The following is a 15,387-nucleotide window of genomic DNA, read 5'->3' on the forward strand; positions in this document are numbered from 1 at the left end:
GCGCATCCGGCAGCCCCGGCTTGGCATATGCCCATCGCGCTGCGCAGAATAGCGCCGGACAAAGGGAGCCCCGCATGGCCAGCATCGATATCCTGCACCCGCATTCCAAGTCGCCGAAGCAGGCGCGCAAGGCGGTCGAAGACGTGGCAAAGAAACTGTCCGAGCGCTTCGACATGGAGTACGGCTGGGATGGCGACACGCTGAACTTCAGCCGTTCGGGTGTGGACGGAAAGATCGCCCTGCTCGCCGACACGCTGCGCGTCACCGCCAACCTGGGCTTCCTGCTGTCGGCGATGAAAGGCCCCATCGAGGCCGAGATCCGTCGGGTCCTGAGCGACAAGTTCGACTGAACGTCAGTCGCGGAACGGGTCGGGCTCGTCCTCGAACAATCGCTGCGACACGGCGCGCTCTGCCCGCTCGATGTCGCGCACGAAAGCCTTGCCGTCGCCTAGTGCAGCAAAGGCTGCGAATCCCCGTTCCAGGAATCCCTGTAGCTCACCCAGCCCGGTCGCCTTTGCCGGGCCGCGCGACAGCTTGAGCAGGGTGGCGACGCCGGGCGTCTTCACCGCCCGCGCCAGGCCCACTCCCACCTCGGCGATCAGGTCGATCTGGTGCCCGCGCAGGCGCGGCAGGCCCACCTCGCGATAGGCACGCCCGTACAGGTCCGCGTCCAGCTTGCGGCGATTCGGCGCCAGCCGATGCAGCGCCTCGGCCATCCGCATGTCCAGCGCGTGCGTCAGCACGCCCAGTTCGATCCCGTGCGCCACGGTCTCCAGCACGGCACCGGGCAGCAGGCGCTGCATCATCGGCATCACCTTGGCGACATTGGCGTCGCGCTTGCTGAAATCGTGGTCGCCATAGACGTCGGTCAGGAAGAACATCGCCGCCGCGCGCCGCGTCGGGTCGTTCAGGAAATGCTCGAAGCTGGTCTCCAGCCGTGCCGCCTGCCAGCGCCGCAGCTCCGGCAGCCAGCGCAGCCGGTTGCGGGGCTCCTGCACCGGATCATGCAGGGCCTGGTGCCAGGCCAGGCGCCTGCCAACGCGTTCGATCAAGGGATTTCCTGAGGCCATGCCGGCCATGATCCGGGCCCGCTGCGGGCGCCGCAACCCGGCGGCGGGTCGGCTACACTCGGGCGGCAAGGTCACCACGGGTAGTACATGCTTTCGATCCACAGTGCGCGGCGGCGGGGCCACAACGGCAAGATCGGGCTGGCCATCGCCGGCGGCGGCCCCATCGGGGGCATGTACGAGCTGGGCGCGCTGCGTGCCCTGGACGAAGCCCTCGACGGCCTGGACCTGACCCGGATGGACTGCTATGTCGGCGTCAGTTCCGGTGCATTCCTCGCCGCCGGGCTGGCCAACCGGATGGGCACGGCCGAGATGTGCCGCATCTTCATCACCGGCACCAGCGACGATGCGGAATTCCGGCCCGAAACCTTCCTCCGCCCGAATGTCGGCGAGTACCTGCGCCGCGCGGCCAGTCTCCCCGGCCTGTACGCCGACTGGCTGAACCGGCTGGTGCGCAATCCGCGCCGCGCGACGCGCTGGTCCGACATGTTCCTGCGTTTTGGCGGCCTGGTACCCACCGGCATCTTCGACAACGAGGAAGTGGAGCGTTTCCTGCGCGACATCTTCAGCCGCCGTGGCCGCAGCAATGACTTCCGCACGCTCGACGCGGACCTGTTCGTCGTCGCGGTCGATCTCGACAGCGGCGAGGCCGTGCGCTTCGGCGAGGAAGGCTGGGACGACATCCCGATCTCGCGCGCCGTGCAGGCCAGTTCCGCCCTGCCCGGCCTGTATCCGCCGGTGGAAATTGGTGGCCGCCATTTCCTCGACGGCGCCCTGCGCCGGACCATGCATGCGAGCACGGTCCTGGACCGCGGCATCGACCTGATGATCGGCATCAACCCGCTGGTGCCGTTCGATGCGAACCAGGCCACGCCGCAGGCCGACGAAGCCGAACAGGTGGGCCTGGCAAGCGGCGGCCTCCCGGCCGTGCTGTCGCAGACCCTGCGCACACTGCTGCAGTCGCGCATGCAGATCGGCATGGAGAAGTATCCGCATCGGTACCCGGATATCGACCAGCTGGTGTTCGAGCCCAACTCGGACGACAGCGAACTGTTCTTCACCAATCTCTTCAGCTTCTCTTCGCGCCACCGGGTCTGCCAGCTGGCCTACCGCAACACGCTGGCCGACCTGCGCAAGCGCGCGTCGGTGCTCAAGCCCATGCTGGCCGCGCACGGCATCCGCTACAACGAGGACATCGTCAACGACCGCCACCGTTCCATCCTCGACGGGCTGGACGTGATGCCGCGGATGACCGAAACCACCGCGCGCCTGCGACGTGCCCTGGACGACGTGGACCAGCTCGTGTCGCGGCACCGCGCGGCCCGTCAGGGCTGATGCGCTCACGGCCGCGTCACCGGCTGGTGTGAAAACTCTAGACAGCACGCCGATTCTGGCGCGCAATCCCCGACACCACCCACTGACGGAACGCCATGGCCACGCTGAAGAAATCCGCACGCAAGAAGACCGCTTCTGCATCCGCTTCCAAGAACGACAACCTGCAGGCCCAGGCCGAGCAGATGTCCAAGCGCCTGGGCGAATCCGCACAGCAGGTATGGCTGGCAGGCGTGGGCGCTTTCGGGCGCGCGCAGGCCGAAGGCACCAAGCTGTTCGAAACGCTGGTGAAGGAAGGTCTGTCGCTGGAGCAGACCACGCGCAAGGTGGCTGGCGGCAAGGCCCAGGCCATGCGCGATGCGATGGAGACCACCGTCGGCCAGGCGCGCGAACGCGCGTCGGATACCTGGGACCGCCTGGAGAAGGTGTTCGAAGAGCGCGTGCATCGCGCGCTGCGCCGTCTCGAGGTGCCCAGCCGCGAGGATCTGTCCGCGCTCATCGATCGCGTTGACGCACTGAATGCCCAACTGCGCACGATGGGCGGTGCGCCGGCCACCAAGCCATCCCGTGCCAAGCGCAGCACCAAGCCGGCCGTCAAAAAACCGGCACCTGCCGCGAAGAAAACGCCCGCGAAACGTGCAGCGCGCAAGAAGGCTGCACCATAAGGCTGCATGCGCATTTTCATGCGTATTTCTGAATAAAATTTTGTTGCGCGGCAACATCGAATGGCGTAACAATCATTCCAGCCCGCCAGTCCATCGAAGTTCGTTTGCTCCCCTCCCCTTACGGCTTCGGACTGGCGGGCTTTTCTTTGCCCGCCGTCCGGCGCGGGCACCCGCCAGCACAGACAGCCGTGGGTGCGGCCCGGTAGAATCGCGAGCCTAATAACAACAACGCACCCGCGACGCATGTCCATTTGGCTCCTCGGTTTGGCGGTCACCCTTGTGACCGGTGCGGCAGCCACCGCCTATCTCTGGCTTGTGCGGCGCCCCAGCGACGAAATGTCCTACGGGCTGCATGCCCTGTCCGGATTGCGCTGGAGGGAATTCTCGAAACTCGTCCTTGCCGCGATGGCAGGCCGTGGCCTGGTCGAAACCGGCCCCGATCCCCAGGAATCCCGCGAACCCCAGACGACCTTCCTGCTCGCGCGCGGCCAGGAAAAGTGGCTGCTCTCGTGCAAGCACGGTTCGGCCTACCGGATCGCCGCTGCCCCGGTACAGGAACTTGCCGCCAGCATCCGCCTGGGTGCGGCCAGCGGCGGCATCCTCGCCACCGAGGGCAAAGTGGAAAAGGAAGGCCGGGAGGCGGCCCAGGGCAACAACATCGAGTTGCTCGACGGGCCGCGGCTGTGGCCGGAAGTCCGACACCTCATCGAGCCGAGCCTGCGCGAACAGATCGTGACGTATGCATCGGCGCGCGCCAAACGGCATGTCGGCATCAGCTGGCTCGGGGCGGTGACGCTCGGTGCCCTCGCCATGGCGGGATGGGCCGGCAGGCAGGCGGCCGACACGAGCGTCGATGCACGGCCGGCAGCAACCGTGCCGGCACGCACGGTCAGCGCACCTGCACCCGCCACGCCTGCGCCGCAGGAAGCCTTCCGCGAACCGACGCAGGAAGAGCTCGAAGCACAGATGCGCAGCGTGCTCCAGGCGCTGTCGAAAACCCCCGGCATCACCCGCGGCGTCTGGCAGACCAAGCTGACGCTGAGCATCGATCGCATGGGCAGCGAGAAGGAAATATGGCCGTGGATCTGCCTGGAACTGGAGCGCTACCCGGCGCTGCGCGCCACCCGCGTGCAACTCAACCCGCCACCGGGCAGCAGCGAGCCGGTGCGCTGGCGCCAGTGCAAGACGATGTGATTCCGCCGCGACACTTCGTCGCTGTGCGCCCGGGCAGCGCTGCAGGATGATCGTGCTGCCGTCGACCCGCTTCCCGTTTCAATGAACGATCCTGCCGCTCCTACGCCTTACGACCGCATCGGCGGTGAAGCCGGCCTGCGCCGGATGACCCAACGCATGTACGCGTTGATGGACACGTTGCCGGAAGCCGCCGCCGTCCGCGCGCAGCATCCCGCCACGCTCGACGGCAGCGAGCAGAAGCTGTTCGAATTCCTCAGCGGCTGGCTGGGTGGCCCACCGCTGTTCACGCAGAAGCACGGCGCCCCGATGCTGCGCGCCCGCCACCTGCCCTTCCGGATCGGCATGGAGGAAGCCAGCGGCTGGCTGGCCTGTTTCCATGGCGCGATGGTCGAGACGGTCGAAGACGCCGAGCTGCGCGACTTCCTGTGGTCCCGGATCGAACCGCTGGCGCTGCACATGCGGAACATGCAGGCGGTGCCGTTGCGGTGGGCGGAGGCATAGCGCCATCCAGGCCTAGCCACTACTAGCCACTACATGCAGATGATGGGACCGGCTGTCGGCGACCTCTCCAGCGTGGCATCAAGGATATCGAGCAGTTCGCTTGCGGGACTGATGGCTCCAGATCCGCAGCCATCGCCTTGGTCTATCCCGTAGGAAACTCCTGCTTCACAGAGCGTCATTGCCTCGGGAAAACTCGGAATCCGGAGACAGTCCTCGCGGCCAGCGGGAATCGACTTTGGCCATCGGACAGCTAGCTGAGCCAACCGATCACGTTGTTCCGGCGATAACGGAGTCGTGTGCGTCCGATACGTGTCGCCGGAAACACGATACATGGAGTCTTCTCTGGTTTCGAACGTGGCATCCGCTTCCGGACGTAACGAAACCCGGATACTGCCACCCGTGCCGCATCCCAGGTCCGCCAGCACAATGACGGTTTCTCCGCGCCCGCAGTCGAGCTGCGCGGGCGACAGCCCCATGAACTCCCGAATCCATCTCACGCCGTGCCTGGATTCAATCGCCAGGCTTTCGACAGCCGCCCGTTCTGCGATACGTGCGCCGCGCCAAGCAAGATATACGTAGATGGCCGCGAATGTGGCCGCGGCCAAAACTGCTGAAGCAACCGCCATCTTGAGAATTGCGGATGCCCGTATGCCGGTCATACATGGCTACCAGTGCACGCCCCGCATCAACGAAGCAAACGCGATCTGCTCCTGGCTGGGCGCCGATTCCTTCAATGCCTTGCGGTCACCCTTGGCTGCGGCCGAATCCGGGAACAGCTCGAACGCGGTGTTCATCACCACCTCGTAGGCCTTCGGCGCCACGGCATTGACCAGCGCAGCGAAGATGCCCAGGCGCGTGGCGATGCGGCTGGGCTTCTCGATGATGGCCTTCACCAGCAGGTCGGCCGCCTCCTCCGGCGACAGCGTGGGCACGCTGTCGTACATCTTGGTCGGCGCGATCATCGGCGTCTTCACCAGCGGCATGTTGATGGTGGTGAAGCTGATGCCCTTGCCCGACAACTCGCCCTGTGCGCAGCGGCTGAATGCATCCAGCGCCGCCTTCGATGCGACGTAGGCCGAAAAACGCGGTGAATTGGCCAGCACGCCGATCGAGCTGATGTTGATGATGTGGCCCTTGCGGCGCTCGGTCATCTTCGGCAGGAAGCCCATGATCAGGCGGATGCTGCCAAAGTAGTTCAGTTGCATCGTGCGCTCGAAATCGTGGAAGCGGTCGTAGCTGGCCTCGATGGAGCGGCGGATCGAGCGGCCGGCATTGTTGATCAGGATGTCGACATGCCCGTGCTCGTCCAGCACGGTCTTCACCAGCCGGTCGCAGTCGGCCATGTCGGCCAGGTCCGCCGTGTAGGCGAATACCTTGCCGCCGGCCTTCTTCATGTCGTCGCGCGCCTTGAAAAGCTCTTCCTCACCACGCGCCACGATGATCGTGGTGGCGCCGGCCTCCGCCACGCGTTGCGCCGTCGACAGGCCGATGCCGGACGAGCCGCCGGTGATGACCACCACCTTGTTGCGCACCTTGCCCTTCAGCGAGCGGTCGATGAACAGGTCCGGATCGAGGTGGCGCTCCCAGTAATCCCACAGGCGCCACGCGTAGTCGTCCAGGCGCGGCACGGCGATGCCGCTGCCCTTCAGCGCCCGCTCGGTCTCGCGGCTGTCGAAGCGCGTCGGATAGGTGATGAACTTCAACACTTCCTTCGGGATCTTGAAGTCGCGCAGCAGCATGCCGATGAAGCGCCGCACCGGCGGCAGGTTGCCCACCGCCATGCGGATGCTGCCCGGCACGAAGGCGAACATGCGCGCGTCGATCCGCATGGTCATTTCCGGCGCGTGGCCGGCCCGGCAGAACGTGTTGAGCACTTCGCCCACGCGCATCGGCTCGGGATCGGTCAGGTGGAAGGTATGGCCATCCAGCTTGGGCTTGTGCGCGATGTGGTCCATCGCGTCGGCCACGAAGTCCACCGGCACGATGTTGATGCGCCCGCCTTCGATGCCCAGCACCGGCACCCACTGCGGGAGCAGCTCGCGCAGCTTCTTGATCAGGGTGAAGAAGTAGTACGGGCCGTCGATCTTGTCGATCTCGCCGGTCTTCGAATGGCCCACCACCATGCCCGGACGGTAGATGCGCCACTTGATGCGCTTCTCGTTGCGCACCAGCCCCTCGGATTCGTGCTTGGTGCGCAGGTAGGGATCATCCAGCCCTTCGGCTTCCTCGAACATGTCCTCGCGGAAGATGCCCGGATAAAGCCCGGCAGCTGCGATGGAACTGGTGTGGTGGAAGCAGCCGGCCTTCAAGGCGGCGGCCAGGTCGAGCGCGTGCTGGGTGCCGTCGATGTTGGCGGCCTGTTGCGCTTCGCGGGTCGCGGTCAGGTCATAGATCGCCGCAAGGTGGAAGAAATGCTTCACCTTGCCGGTCAGTGCACGCAACTGGGCGGGCGTCAGGCCGCACTTGGGCTTGGTCATGTCGCCGTGCACCACGGACACGCGCCTCATGTCCCAGCCGGCCTTCTTCGCGATGGCGTCGAACTTCTTCTGCGAGTCCTTGCGGACCAGCACGTGGACCGTCCCGCTGCGCTTGAGGAGATTGCCGACCAGGTAACGGCCAATGAATCCTGTGGCGCCCGTGACGAAATAGCTCATGACGACCCCTATCCTCAAGTTGTATGGGCGAGCCCCTCCGACTGCCCTGCGGCCTAACTTGCCAGAGCCGCCCAGATTCGACAATCCCGTCACGCATTGACCGCTTCCACCACCCGTGGTGTGATGGCCTGGATCAATGGGAGGGATCATCCATGGCAGACCTCAAGAGCGCGTTCGACCAGGCATCCAAGGACATCCAGACGCTGTCCGAGCGCCCGGACAACGATACGTTGCTGCGGCTTTACGGCCTTTACAAACAAGGCGCGGAAGGTGATGTGAAGGGTGACAAGCCGGGTTTCTTCGATTTCGTCGGTACCGCCAAGTACGAAGCCTGGGCCAAGCTCAAGGGCACGGCGCAGGAAGACGCACAGAAGAAGTACGTGGACCTGGTGAAGAAGCTGCTGGCCTGAAGCCCGACGTGGCGCGCGATACCCGCCAGCGCATCCTCGACGCCGCCCTCGCGATGTTCAACACGCAGGGCGAGCCGCATGTCACCACCAATCACATCGCCGACGAGCTGGAGATCAGCCCGGGCAATCTGTACTACCACTTCCGCAACAAGGACGACATCATCGAGCAGCTCTTCGCGCGGTACGAAGAGCGGATGGATGCTGCGCTGACGCCTCCCACCGACCGGCTGCCGGGGCTCGAGGACATCTGGCTGCAGTTGCACCTGGTGTTCGAGTGCATCTGGGACTACCGCTTCCTGTATCGGGACCTGGTGGAGATCCTGAGCCGCAACCGGCGGCTGCGCATGCGCTTCGCCCGCATTCTCAAGCGGGCCGACGACAGCGCGCACGCGGTGATGCGCGGCATGGGCCAGGCCGGCGTGATGCGGGCGTCGGCCGCGGAACTGGCCGCCACCGCCACCAACGTGCTGGTCATCTCCACCTTCTGGCTGAACTACGCGTCGACGCGTGGCGAGAAGGACGAACAGGCCGCCATCCGCCAGGGCATCGTGCAGGTGATGATGCTGGTGGCACCGTTCCTGCGCGACGCGGAACGCGTGCACCTGAACACGCTGACGCAGGCCTATACCAACTAGCGTGCTTGCCTGTAGGAGGGGCTTCAGCCCCGGCGCTGTGCAGTCGGATTAACGAGGACCGTGGGAAAGGCGTCGGGGCTGAAGCCCCTCCTACCATTGCGTCGGCGAAGCCGGGAATCAGGCCGCCGCCAGCGCATCGCCCAGCCGCGCCGACGCCGCACGCAGTTCCGGCAGCAGGCCGCGATCATCCAGCATCTCGAACTCCGGCCCCACCAGCGCCAGCAGCGCGAGCAGCGCCTCGACGGATTCGGCGCCCAGCTCCAGCACGCAGTGGTGTGCATCGCCGGCTTCCAGGATCCCGCACCAGGTGGGCACCCGTGTCGCCTGCTCTTCCACCGACCCCGGCAGCCGCAGCCTCACCTGGAAGCGGGTGAACGGCTGGGTGATCGATTTCGCGACGTAGTCCGCCACGTCGCCGGGAAACTCGCGCGGCGGGAACTGGGTGCCGGTATCGTGCAGCGCCTGCACGCGGTCCACGCGGAACGTCCGCCAGTCCTCGCGTTTCAGATCCCAAGCCACCAGGTACCAGCGGCTGCCGGTATGCACCAGACGCAGCGGTTCGATCAGGCGCTCGCTGGCTCGCTGCGTGCGGTCGCGGTACTGCATGCGCAGGCGGAAGCCGTCGCGGCAGGCACCGGCGATGCGCAGCAGCGCGTCCACATCGGACGTGGGCGCACCGCCGGCGAGCGACAGCGTGACCGAATACAGGGCACTGGCGCGCTTGCGCAACCGCGCCGGCAACCACTGGTCCAGCTTGGACAGCAGCCGCAGCGCGGTGTCCTCCATCCGGCCCACGCTGGCCGCCGCCGTGCGCAGTGCCACCGCCACGGCTACGGCCTCGTCATCCTCCAGCAGCACGGGCGGCATGGTCGCGCCGGAACCCAGCCGGTAGCCGCCGCCCAGGCCTGGCGACGCATCGATGGGATACCCGAGCTCGCGCAGGCGCTCCACGTCGCGGCGCAGCGTGCGGCGGTCGATTTCCAGCCGCTGGCTCAGTTCCGCGCCCGTCCAGTGACGGCGCGACTGGAGCAGCGACAGCAGGCGGAGCAGGCGGTTCGATGTGCTGAGCATGGGCGCAGTATGCCGCCCATTGAGGACTGATTCTGTCCTCGATGTCCGCCAGACTGGAAGCTCTCTCCCGCCGGAAGGAAACCCCATGACCGTGCAGACCTACCAGGGCAGCTGCCATTGCGGCGCCGTGCGCTACGAAGTCGACCTCGACCTGGCCGCCGGCAGTGGCCGTTGCAACTGCTCGATCTGTACCAAGACGCGCTACTGGGGCACGGTGGTCCGACCGGACGCTTTCCGCCTGCGGCAGGGCGAAGAGGCGCTGACCCGCTACCCCTTCGGCAGCGGCGTGGCCGAACATCTATTCTGCCGGCACTGCGGCGTGAAGTCGTTCGGCCGGGGCGAGCTGGAAGTCCTCGGCGGCCGCTACTACTCGGTGAACCTGGCCTGCCTGGATGACGTGGAGCCGGCCGCGCTGGCGCAGGTCCCGATCCGCTACGCCAACGGCCGCGACAACGACTGGTTCTCCGAACCCGCCATCACCGCGCATCTCTGATCGGGCCCGCATGACAGGACGCCCCGGGAACCGGGGCGTTCGGGACGCGTTGCGTCCGTGGGCCGTCAGGCCCGGCTGCGACGCACCGGCCGCTTGGCCACCGGCTTGCGGACGGGTGTGGCGCGGGCGCGCTTGGCAGCCGGCTTCTTGCGGGCGCGGGGCGCGGCCTTCCGGGCGGGCTGCTTAAGGCCCAGCTTGGTCAGCACCGGTTCCAGGCGGGTTTCCACCTCGGCACTGAACCGGCCCACGCGGGCTTCGCCTTGTTCACGCACTTCGGCCAGGCGGTCAAGGACGTCGCGCTGCGCCTGGCCGGCGAAGCTCCCGGCGTGTTCGCGCGCCGCCTGCAACCGGCCAGCGGCATCGGTGGCGGCCGCGACGGCTTCACGGCGCGCGACGGCGATCAGGCCCAGTCCGGCAAGCCAGACGTGGCGGAGGGTGGGTTCGGGGGTCTTGCGGGTGGTCTTCCTGGCGGCCATGGGGGCAGTCCACATGCCGACCACGATGGCCGGCTTCCATGACGCGATGCTGTCCTGCCGGCGTCGAGCAATCACACTATTGGCCGCTCGCGCGACGGAATGCGTAGGGGTTGCCTGACGACCGCGTTCGCGGCGATGCTCCCCGCATCCTGGGAGGGACGACCAATGGCAGGAAAGTCTTCGAAGTGGGCTGCGTTTCCGCATGACGCCAAGGGCTACGCCTATACGGGCGATGCATTGAAGAAGGCGTGGCCGGCGCTGCATGCCGGCGACCAGGAGCCCTACCCCGACGAAAAGCGCGCCAAGGCGTTGATCGCCGCCGCAGGCAAGGCAGCCAAAGGCATCGAACCCGCCGACCTCGCGCAGCGCCTGCAGGATGCGTGGCGCGCGTTCCATCGCGGTGACTTCCAGGCCGCGTATGAGGCCGGTGAAGCCCTGGGCCCGCTGGGCGCTTCGGTCGCGGTCAAGGCGCTGGGCATCCATGCCACCTATCTGGTGGAAGACGAATCCGAGCAACTCAAGCGCTTCGAACAGGCCGCGAAACTGGCCGAAGCCGCCATCAAGGCGCTGCCCGGGGAAGCCAACAGTCATTACCGGCACGCCTTCGCGCTCGGCCGCTACAGCCAGGGCCTGAGCATCGCCAAGGCGCTCAAGCAGGGCATCGCGGGCAAGGTCCGCACCGCACTGGACGCCACGCTGGAACTGGATCCCAAGCATGCCGAAGCGCATACCGCGCTGGCGCTGTACCACGCCGAGATCATCGACAAGATCGGCGCGATGATCGGCGGCCTGACCTACGGTGCCAAGGCAAGTGAAGCCGAGTCGCATATCAGGACCGCGCTCAAGCTGACACCGGATTCGCCCATCGCGCACGTGGAATACGCGAACGTGTTGCTGCTGCTTCACGGCGACAAGAAGGAAGACGCCGCGGCGGCCTCGTTCGAGAAAGCCGGCAAGCTCAAGCCGCGCGACGCCATGGAAGCGCTGGATGCTGCCCACGCGAATGCGCAGATCGAGTAAGACGGTTTTCTTCGTGCTGGCCGCGCTGTGGCTGGCTGGCGTGCCTGTCGTGTCAGCACAGTCGGTTACCGACGTGCCACCCGCGCCCTCGCCCGTTGCGGCCGGCGCACCGTCCGATACCTTGCTCGATGCCCTCACCTGCCGCACGGCCAATGGCGATCTCGCCACCCTGTTGCAACGGCTCCGCCGCGAGCGTCCGACGGAATTCACCCAGACCGAGCGTCAATTCAGCGCGCCGATGATGGATCTTTACCGCCTGGCCGAACCCGTGCAGGCGTGGGGGCATCACAGCGATGCCGTCGTCATCACCGACAACCGCGTCCTGCTGCTGGTGGATGACTCCATCGAGCAGGCGGCGGCGCAGCTGGAACGCGCGCTGGAAGACAGCCGCGATGCGCCCCTGTCCGGCGCCCTCGATGATTTCCATGCCCTGGTGATCTATCCCGGCGAACACCCCGGTCTCAGGCAACGCACATTGATCGGCTGCGAATACCGCATGCCCGGCGTATTGCTGCTGGCCGATCCCGCCGACGCCTGGCGCACGCCGCAGCCCTGAGGCCGGCGCCGCCGCGCCGCGCAGCGGCGCACCCCGATCACACCGTCCCTGCCGTGCCGCCGCTTAGCGGCATCGCGCACCCGTTCTTTAGGCCACTTCGCGCCCCCCGGAAACCGCTGGTTTTCCCGCGCGATTACGTGGCCTAACACATTTTTTCGCGCCTGCCCTAAAGGTTTTTTCGGCAGCGCCGTTATTCATTTCGCAACACGAAGACGACTAGCCACCACAAAACAAATCGGCAGCGTCTTTTCCCTTCAACGCCGTGAATCCAAATAAGAGGAGACGAACATGGCACAGGTAATCAACACGAACACGATGTCGCTCAACGCTCAGCGCAACCTGAGCACCAGCGGCGCTTCATTGGCCACCACCATCCAGCGCCTGTCGTCGGGCCTGCGCATCAACAGTGCGAAGGACGACGCCGCCGGTCTGGCCATCTCCGAACGCTTCAGCACCCAGATCCGCGGCCTCGACGTCGCCGTGCGCAATGCCAACGACGGCATCTCGCTGGCCCAGGTCGCCGAAGGCTCGCTGACCGAAATCGGCAACAACCTGCAGCGCATCCGCGAACTGGCCGTGCAGTCGGCCAACGCCAGCAACTCCAGCTCCGACCGCGCGGCACTGAATGCCGAAGTCAAGCAGCTGACCTCCGAAATCGACCGCGTCGCCAAGCAGGCCGACTTCAACGGCACCAAGCTGCTGGACGGCTCGTTCACCAGCCAGCTGTTCCAGGTCGGCGCCAACGCCGGCCAGGCGATCGCCATCGACAAGGTGGTCGATGCCCGCGCCCTGACCCTGGGCGGTTCGCAGTTCGACAGCGGCACGCTGGCCATCACGGCCGCGGCTTCCGCCACGGCGGACATCACCATCAGCGGCCTTACCCTCACCGACAGCGCCGGCAATGCCGTCGCCTTCGACGACCTGACCGTCAAGAGCGCCGGTTCGGTCGCCGCCACCAACGAAGCCGCGGCCAAGGCGCTGGCCGCCCATATCAACGGCAAGCTCGGCGAAACCGGCATCTACGCCAACGTCGATGCCGCCGGCACCGGCCTGGAGCTGACCTCGGTCAAGACCAGCGTGGACGCCAACGGCGACTTCGCGGCCTTCGGCGTCGCCATCACGGGCGGCACGTACACCGCGACGGCCGTCGCCACCAGCGAAGTGCCGAAGTTCGTGTCCGACCTGGACATCTCGGATTTCGCCGGCGCCCAGCAGGCCCTGGAAATCGTCGACAAGGCGCTGACGGCCGTGAACGGCTCGCGCGCCGACCTCGGCGCGATCCAGAACCGCTTCACCTCGGTGGTCGCCAACCTGCGGACCAGCTCGGAAAACCTGGCCGCTTCGCGCAGCCGCATCCGCGACACCGACTTCGCCAAGGAAACCGCCGAACTGACCCGCACCCAGATCCTGCAGCAGGCCGGTACGGCCATGCTGGCCCAGGCCAACCAGGTGCCGCAGAACGTAATGAGCTTGTTGCAACGCTGAACCAGGTATCCCCGGCGGCACGGCGGGGATCGTTGGAAAACTTTTCCCCCGTGCAGAAAACGCCTAAGGAGTAGAACTCATGGCACAGGTCATCAACACCAACACCATCTCGCTGAACGCGCAGCGCAATCTGAGCAGCAGCGGGGCTTCACTGGCCACCACCATCCAGCGTCTTTCGTCCGGCCTGCGCATCAACAGCGCCAAGGACGACGCCGCCGGTCTGGCCATCTCCGAACGCTTCAGCACCCAGATCCGTGGCCTGGACGTTGCCGTGCGCAATGCCAACGACGGCATCTCGCTGGCCCAGGTCGCCGAAGGTTCGCTGACCGAAATCGGCAACAACCTGCAGCGCATCCGTGAGCTGTCGGTGCAGTCGGCCAACGCGACCAACTCTTCGTCCGACCGCGCTGCGCTGAATGCCGAAGTCAAGCAGCTGACCTCCGAAATCGACCGCGTCGCCAAGCAGGCCGATTTCAACGGCACCAAGCTGCTGGACGGTTCGTTCACCAGCCAGCTGTTTCAGGTCGGTGCCAATGCGTCGCAGGCCATCGCGATCGACAAGGTTGTCGATGCACAGGCCGATGCACTGGGCAACGTGAAGTTCGCCGCCGACGTCACCAGCGCGGCCATCGCCGATGCCGCCGCCGACGGCAGCATCGCCGACCTGACCATCAACGGTGTGACCATCGCGGACGTCGAGTACACGAACGGCACGAGCGGTGAGGACATCGCCAAGGGTCTGGCCGCTGCCATCAACGCCAAGCTGGGCGAGACCGGCGTGTACGCCTCGGTCGACGCCGACCAGGTCACCCTGACCTCGGTCAAGGCCGACACCGACCTGGTCGTGGGCGGCACGGTCACCGGCTCGGGCCTGACGGCCGCGACCACGGCGGCCACGGCCGGCACCGCACAGTTCGCCAAGGACCTGGACATCACCACGTTCGAAGGCGCGCAGAAGGCCCTGGAAATCGTCGACGCTGCCCTGACCTCGGTCAACAGCGCGCGCGCCGACCTGGGTGCGGTGCAGAACCGCTTCACCTCGGTGGTCGCCAACCTGCAGACCAGCTCGGAAAACCTGGCCGCCTCGCGCAGCCGCATCCGCGACACCGACTTCGCCAAGGAAACCGCCGAACTGACCCGCACCCAGATCCTGCAGCAGGCCGGTACGGCCATGCTGGCCCAGGCCAACCAGGTGCCCCAGAACGTGCTCAGCCTGCTCCGCTAACGCGGTGAAGCGCCGGAACGGGTGGTCTCCATCGCCCCCCCTTCCGGCCCGGGCTTCTCCCCTTCGTAATCCCGCCTAGAGGAAACTTCCATGGCACAGGTCATCAACACCAACACCATCTCGCTGAATGCGCAGCGCAATCTGAGCAGCAGCGGGGCTTCACTGGCCACCACCATCCAGCGTCTTTCGTCCGGCCTGCGCATCAACAGCGCCAAGGACGACGCCGCCGGTCTGGCCATCTCCGAACGCTTCAGCACCCAGATCCGTGGCCTGGACGTTGCCGTGCGCAATGCCAACGACGGCATCTCGCTGGCCCAGGTCGCCGAAGGTTCGCTGACCGAAATCGGCAACAACCTGCAGCGCATCCGTGAGCTGTCGGTGCAGTCGGCCAACGCGACCAACTCTTCGTCCGACCGCGCTGCGCTGAATGCCGAAGTCAAGCAGCTGACCTCCGAAATCGACCGCGTCGCCAAGCAGGCCGATTTCAACGGCACCAAGCTGCTGGACGGTTCGTTCACCAGCCAGCTGTTTCAGGTCGGTGCCAATGCGTCGCAGGCCATCGCGATCGACAAGGTTGTCGATGCACAGGCCGATGCACTGGGC

General features: G+C 66.3%; 18 protein-coding genes and 2 pseudogenes. 14 read left to right on the forward strand and 6 right to left on the reverse strand.

The window, feature by feature from the left end:
• The first annotated feature begins 74 nt into the window (after positions 1-74).
• Positions 75-350, forward strand: a complete 276-nt coding sequence (locus ACIPRS_RS16005; RefSeq protein ID WP_192202621.1) for a polyhydroxyalkanoic acid system family protein — start codon at positions 75-77, stop codon at positions 348-350.
• A 3-nt stretch (positions 351-353) separates the two neighbouring features.
• Here ACIPRS_RS16005 and ACIPRS_RS16010 read toward each other — a convergent pair whose 3' ends face one another.
• The gene (locus ACIPRS_RS16010; RefSeq protein ID WP_337732084.1) at positions 354-1,052 is read right to left on the reverse strand and encodes an FFLEELY motif protein; all 699 of its coding nucleotides are present in this window, start codon (positions 1,050-1,052) and stop codon (positions 354-356) included.
• A gap of 105 nt (positions 1,053-1,157) precedes the next feature.
• On the opposite strand from ACIPRS_RS16010, the gene ACIPRS_RS16015 reads away from it, so the two are divergent.
• The 4 genes from ACIPRS_RS16015 (at position 1,158) to ACIPRS_RS16030 (ending at position 4,759) form a co-directional block, all read left to right on the forward strand.
• Positions 1,158-2,402: a patatin-like phospholipase family protein gene (locus ACIPRS_RS16015; RefSeq protein WP_446539270.1), complete on the forward strand. Its 1,245-nt coding sequence runs from the start codon at positions 1,158-1,160 to the stop codon at positions 2,400-2,402.
• A 95-nt stretch (positions 2,403-2,497) separates the two neighbouring features.
• Positions 2,498-3,064: a phasin family protein gene (locus ACIPRS_RS16020; protein WP_192202624.1), complete on the forward strand. Its 567-nt coding sequence runs from the start codon at positions 2,498-2,500 to the stop codon at positions 3,062-3,064.
• Between the two features lie 243 nt (positions 3,065-3,307).
• Positions 3,308-4,258, forward strand: a complete 951-nt coding sequence (locus ACIPRS_RS16025) for a restriction endonuclease (protein WP_192202625.1) — start codon at positions 3,308-3,310, stop codon at positions 4,256-4,258.
• A gap of 81 nt (positions 4,259-4,339) precedes the next feature.
• Entirely contained in the window at positions 4,340-4,759 is a 420-nt protein-coding gene (locus ACIPRS_RS16030; RefSeq protein ID WP_446539271.1) for a group II truncated hemoglobin, read from the forward strand.
• Between the two features lie 29 nt (positions 4,760-4,788).
• Here ACIPRS_RS16030 and ACIPRS_RS16035 read toward each other — a convergent pair whose 3' ends face one another.
• Together ACIPRS_RS16035 and ACIPRS_RS16040 are read right to left on the reverse strand one after the other, a co-directional pair.
• Complete coding sequence (locus ACIPRS_RS16035) at positions 4,789-5,418, reverse strand: hypothetical protein (RefSeq protein WP_446539272.1); 630 nt, start codon at positions 5,416-5,418, stop codon at positions 4,789-4,791.
• Between the two features lie 6 nt (positions 5,419-5,424).
• The gene (locus tag ACIPRS_RS16040) at positions 5,425-7,413 is read right to left on the reverse strand and encodes an SDR family oxidoreductase (protein WP_446539273.1); all 1,989 of its coding nucleotides are present in this window, start codon (positions 7,411-7,413) and stop codon (positions 5,425-5,427) included.
• Between the two features lie 152 nt (positions 7,414-7,565).
• Between ACIPRS_RS16040 and ACIPRS_RS16045 the strand changes: the two genes are divergently transcribed.
• Positions 7,566-7,823 carry an acyl-CoA-binding protein gene (locus tag ACIPRS_RS16045; RefSeq protein ID WP_192202628.1) on the forward strand — a complete coding sequence of 86 codons (258 nt, stop codon included), beginning with the start codon at positions 7,566-7,568 and terminating at the stop codon, positions 7,821-7,823.
• A gap of 8 nt (positions 7,824-7,831) precedes the next feature.
• Positions 7,832-8,413 (forward strand): annotated as a pseudogene (locus ACIPRS_RS16050) (TetR/AcrR family transcriptional regulator); the annotation flags it as partial.
• Here the strand turns inward: ACIPRS_RS16050 and ACIPRS_RS16055 are convergent.
• Entirely contained in the window at positions 8,295-8,555 is a 261-nt protein-coding gene (locus ACIPRS_RS16055) for a DUF6053 domain-containing protein (protein WP_446539290.1), read from the reverse strand. The pseudogene ACIPRS_RS16050 and the gene ACIPRS_RS16055 sit on opposite strands and share 119 nt — an antisense overlap.
• Between ACIPRS_RS16055 and ACIPRS_RS16060 the strand changes: the two genes are divergently transcribed.
• The gene (locus ACIPRS_RS16060; RefSeq protein ID WP_446539291.1) at positions 8,464-8,832 is read left to right on the forward strand and encodes a DUF6053 domain-containing protein; all 369 of its coding nucleotides are present in this window, start codon (positions 8,464-8,466) and stop codon (positions 8,830-8,832) included. The two genes, ACIPRS_RS16055 and ACIPRS_RS16060, sit on opposite strands and share 92 nt — an antisense overlap.
• A 94-nt stretch (positions 8,833-8,926) precedes the next feature.
• Here the strand turns inward: ACIPRS_RS16060 and ACIPRS_RS16065 are convergent.
• Positions 8,927-9,616, reverse strand: a pseudogene (locus ACIPRS_RS16065) (helix-turn-helix transcriptional regulator); the annotation flags it as partial.
• Here ACIPRS_RS16065 and ACIPRS_RS16070 point away from each other — a divergent pair.
• Entirely contained in the window at positions 9,615-10,022 is a 408-nt protein-coding gene (locus ACIPRS_RS16070) for a GFA family protein (RefSeq protein ID WP_446539274.1), read from the forward strand. The pseudogene ACIPRS_RS16065 and the gene ACIPRS_RS16070 overlap by 2 nt on opposite strands.
• Before the next feature lie 65 nt (positions 10,023-10,087).
• Here the strand turns inward: ACIPRS_RS16070 and ACIPRS_RS16075 are convergent, their stop codons facing one another.
• Complete coding sequence (locus ACIPRS_RS16075; protein ID WP_446539275.1) at positions 10,088-10,498, reverse strand: hypothetical protein; 411 nt, start codon at positions 10,496-10,498, stop codon at positions 10,088-10,090.
• A gap of 165 nt (positions 10,499-10,663) precedes the next feature.
• Here ACIPRS_RS16075 and ACIPRS_RS16080 point away from each other — a divergent pair, with 165 nt between their 5' ends.
• The 5 genes from ACIPRS_RS16080 to ACIPRS_RS16100 form a co-directional block, all read left to right on the forward strand.
• Positions 10,664-11,518, forward strand: a complete 855-nt coding sequence (locus ACIPRS_RS16080) for a hypothetical protein (protein ID WP_337732090.1) — start codon at positions 10,664-10,666, stop codon at positions 11,516-11,518.
• On the forward strand, positions 11,502-12,074 hold the full coding sequence (locus ACIPRS_RS16085) for a hypothetical protein (protein ID WP_446539276.1): 573 nt from the start codon (positions 11,502-11,504) through the stop codon (positions 12,072-12,074). The genes ACIPRS_RS16080 and ACIPRS_RS16085 overlap by 17 nt, the downstream gene beginning before the upstream one ends.
• 288 nt (positions 12,075-12,362) lie before the next feature.
• Positions 12,363-13,559, forward strand: coding sequence for a flagellin (locus ACIPRS_RS16090; RefSeq protein ID WP_446539277.1), 1,197 nt, complete (start codon positions 12,363-12,365; stop codon positions 13,557-13,559).
• A 79-nt stretch (positions 13,560-13,638) separates the two neighbouring features.
• On the forward strand, positions 13,639-14,784 hold the full coding sequence (locus tag ACIPRS_RS16095) for a flagellin (protein WP_142124887.1): 1,146 nt from the start codon (positions 13,639-13,641) through the stop codon (positions 14,782-14,784).
• A 90-nt stretch (positions 14,785-14,874) separates the two neighbouring features.
• The coding region (locus ACIPRS_RS16100) for a flagellin N-terminal helical domain-containing protein (RefSeq protein WP_446539278.1) at positions 14,875-15,387 on the forward strand (513 nt) is incomplete at its 3' end.

Source organism: Pseudoxanthomonas sp. LARHCG66 (assembly GCF_052871755.1).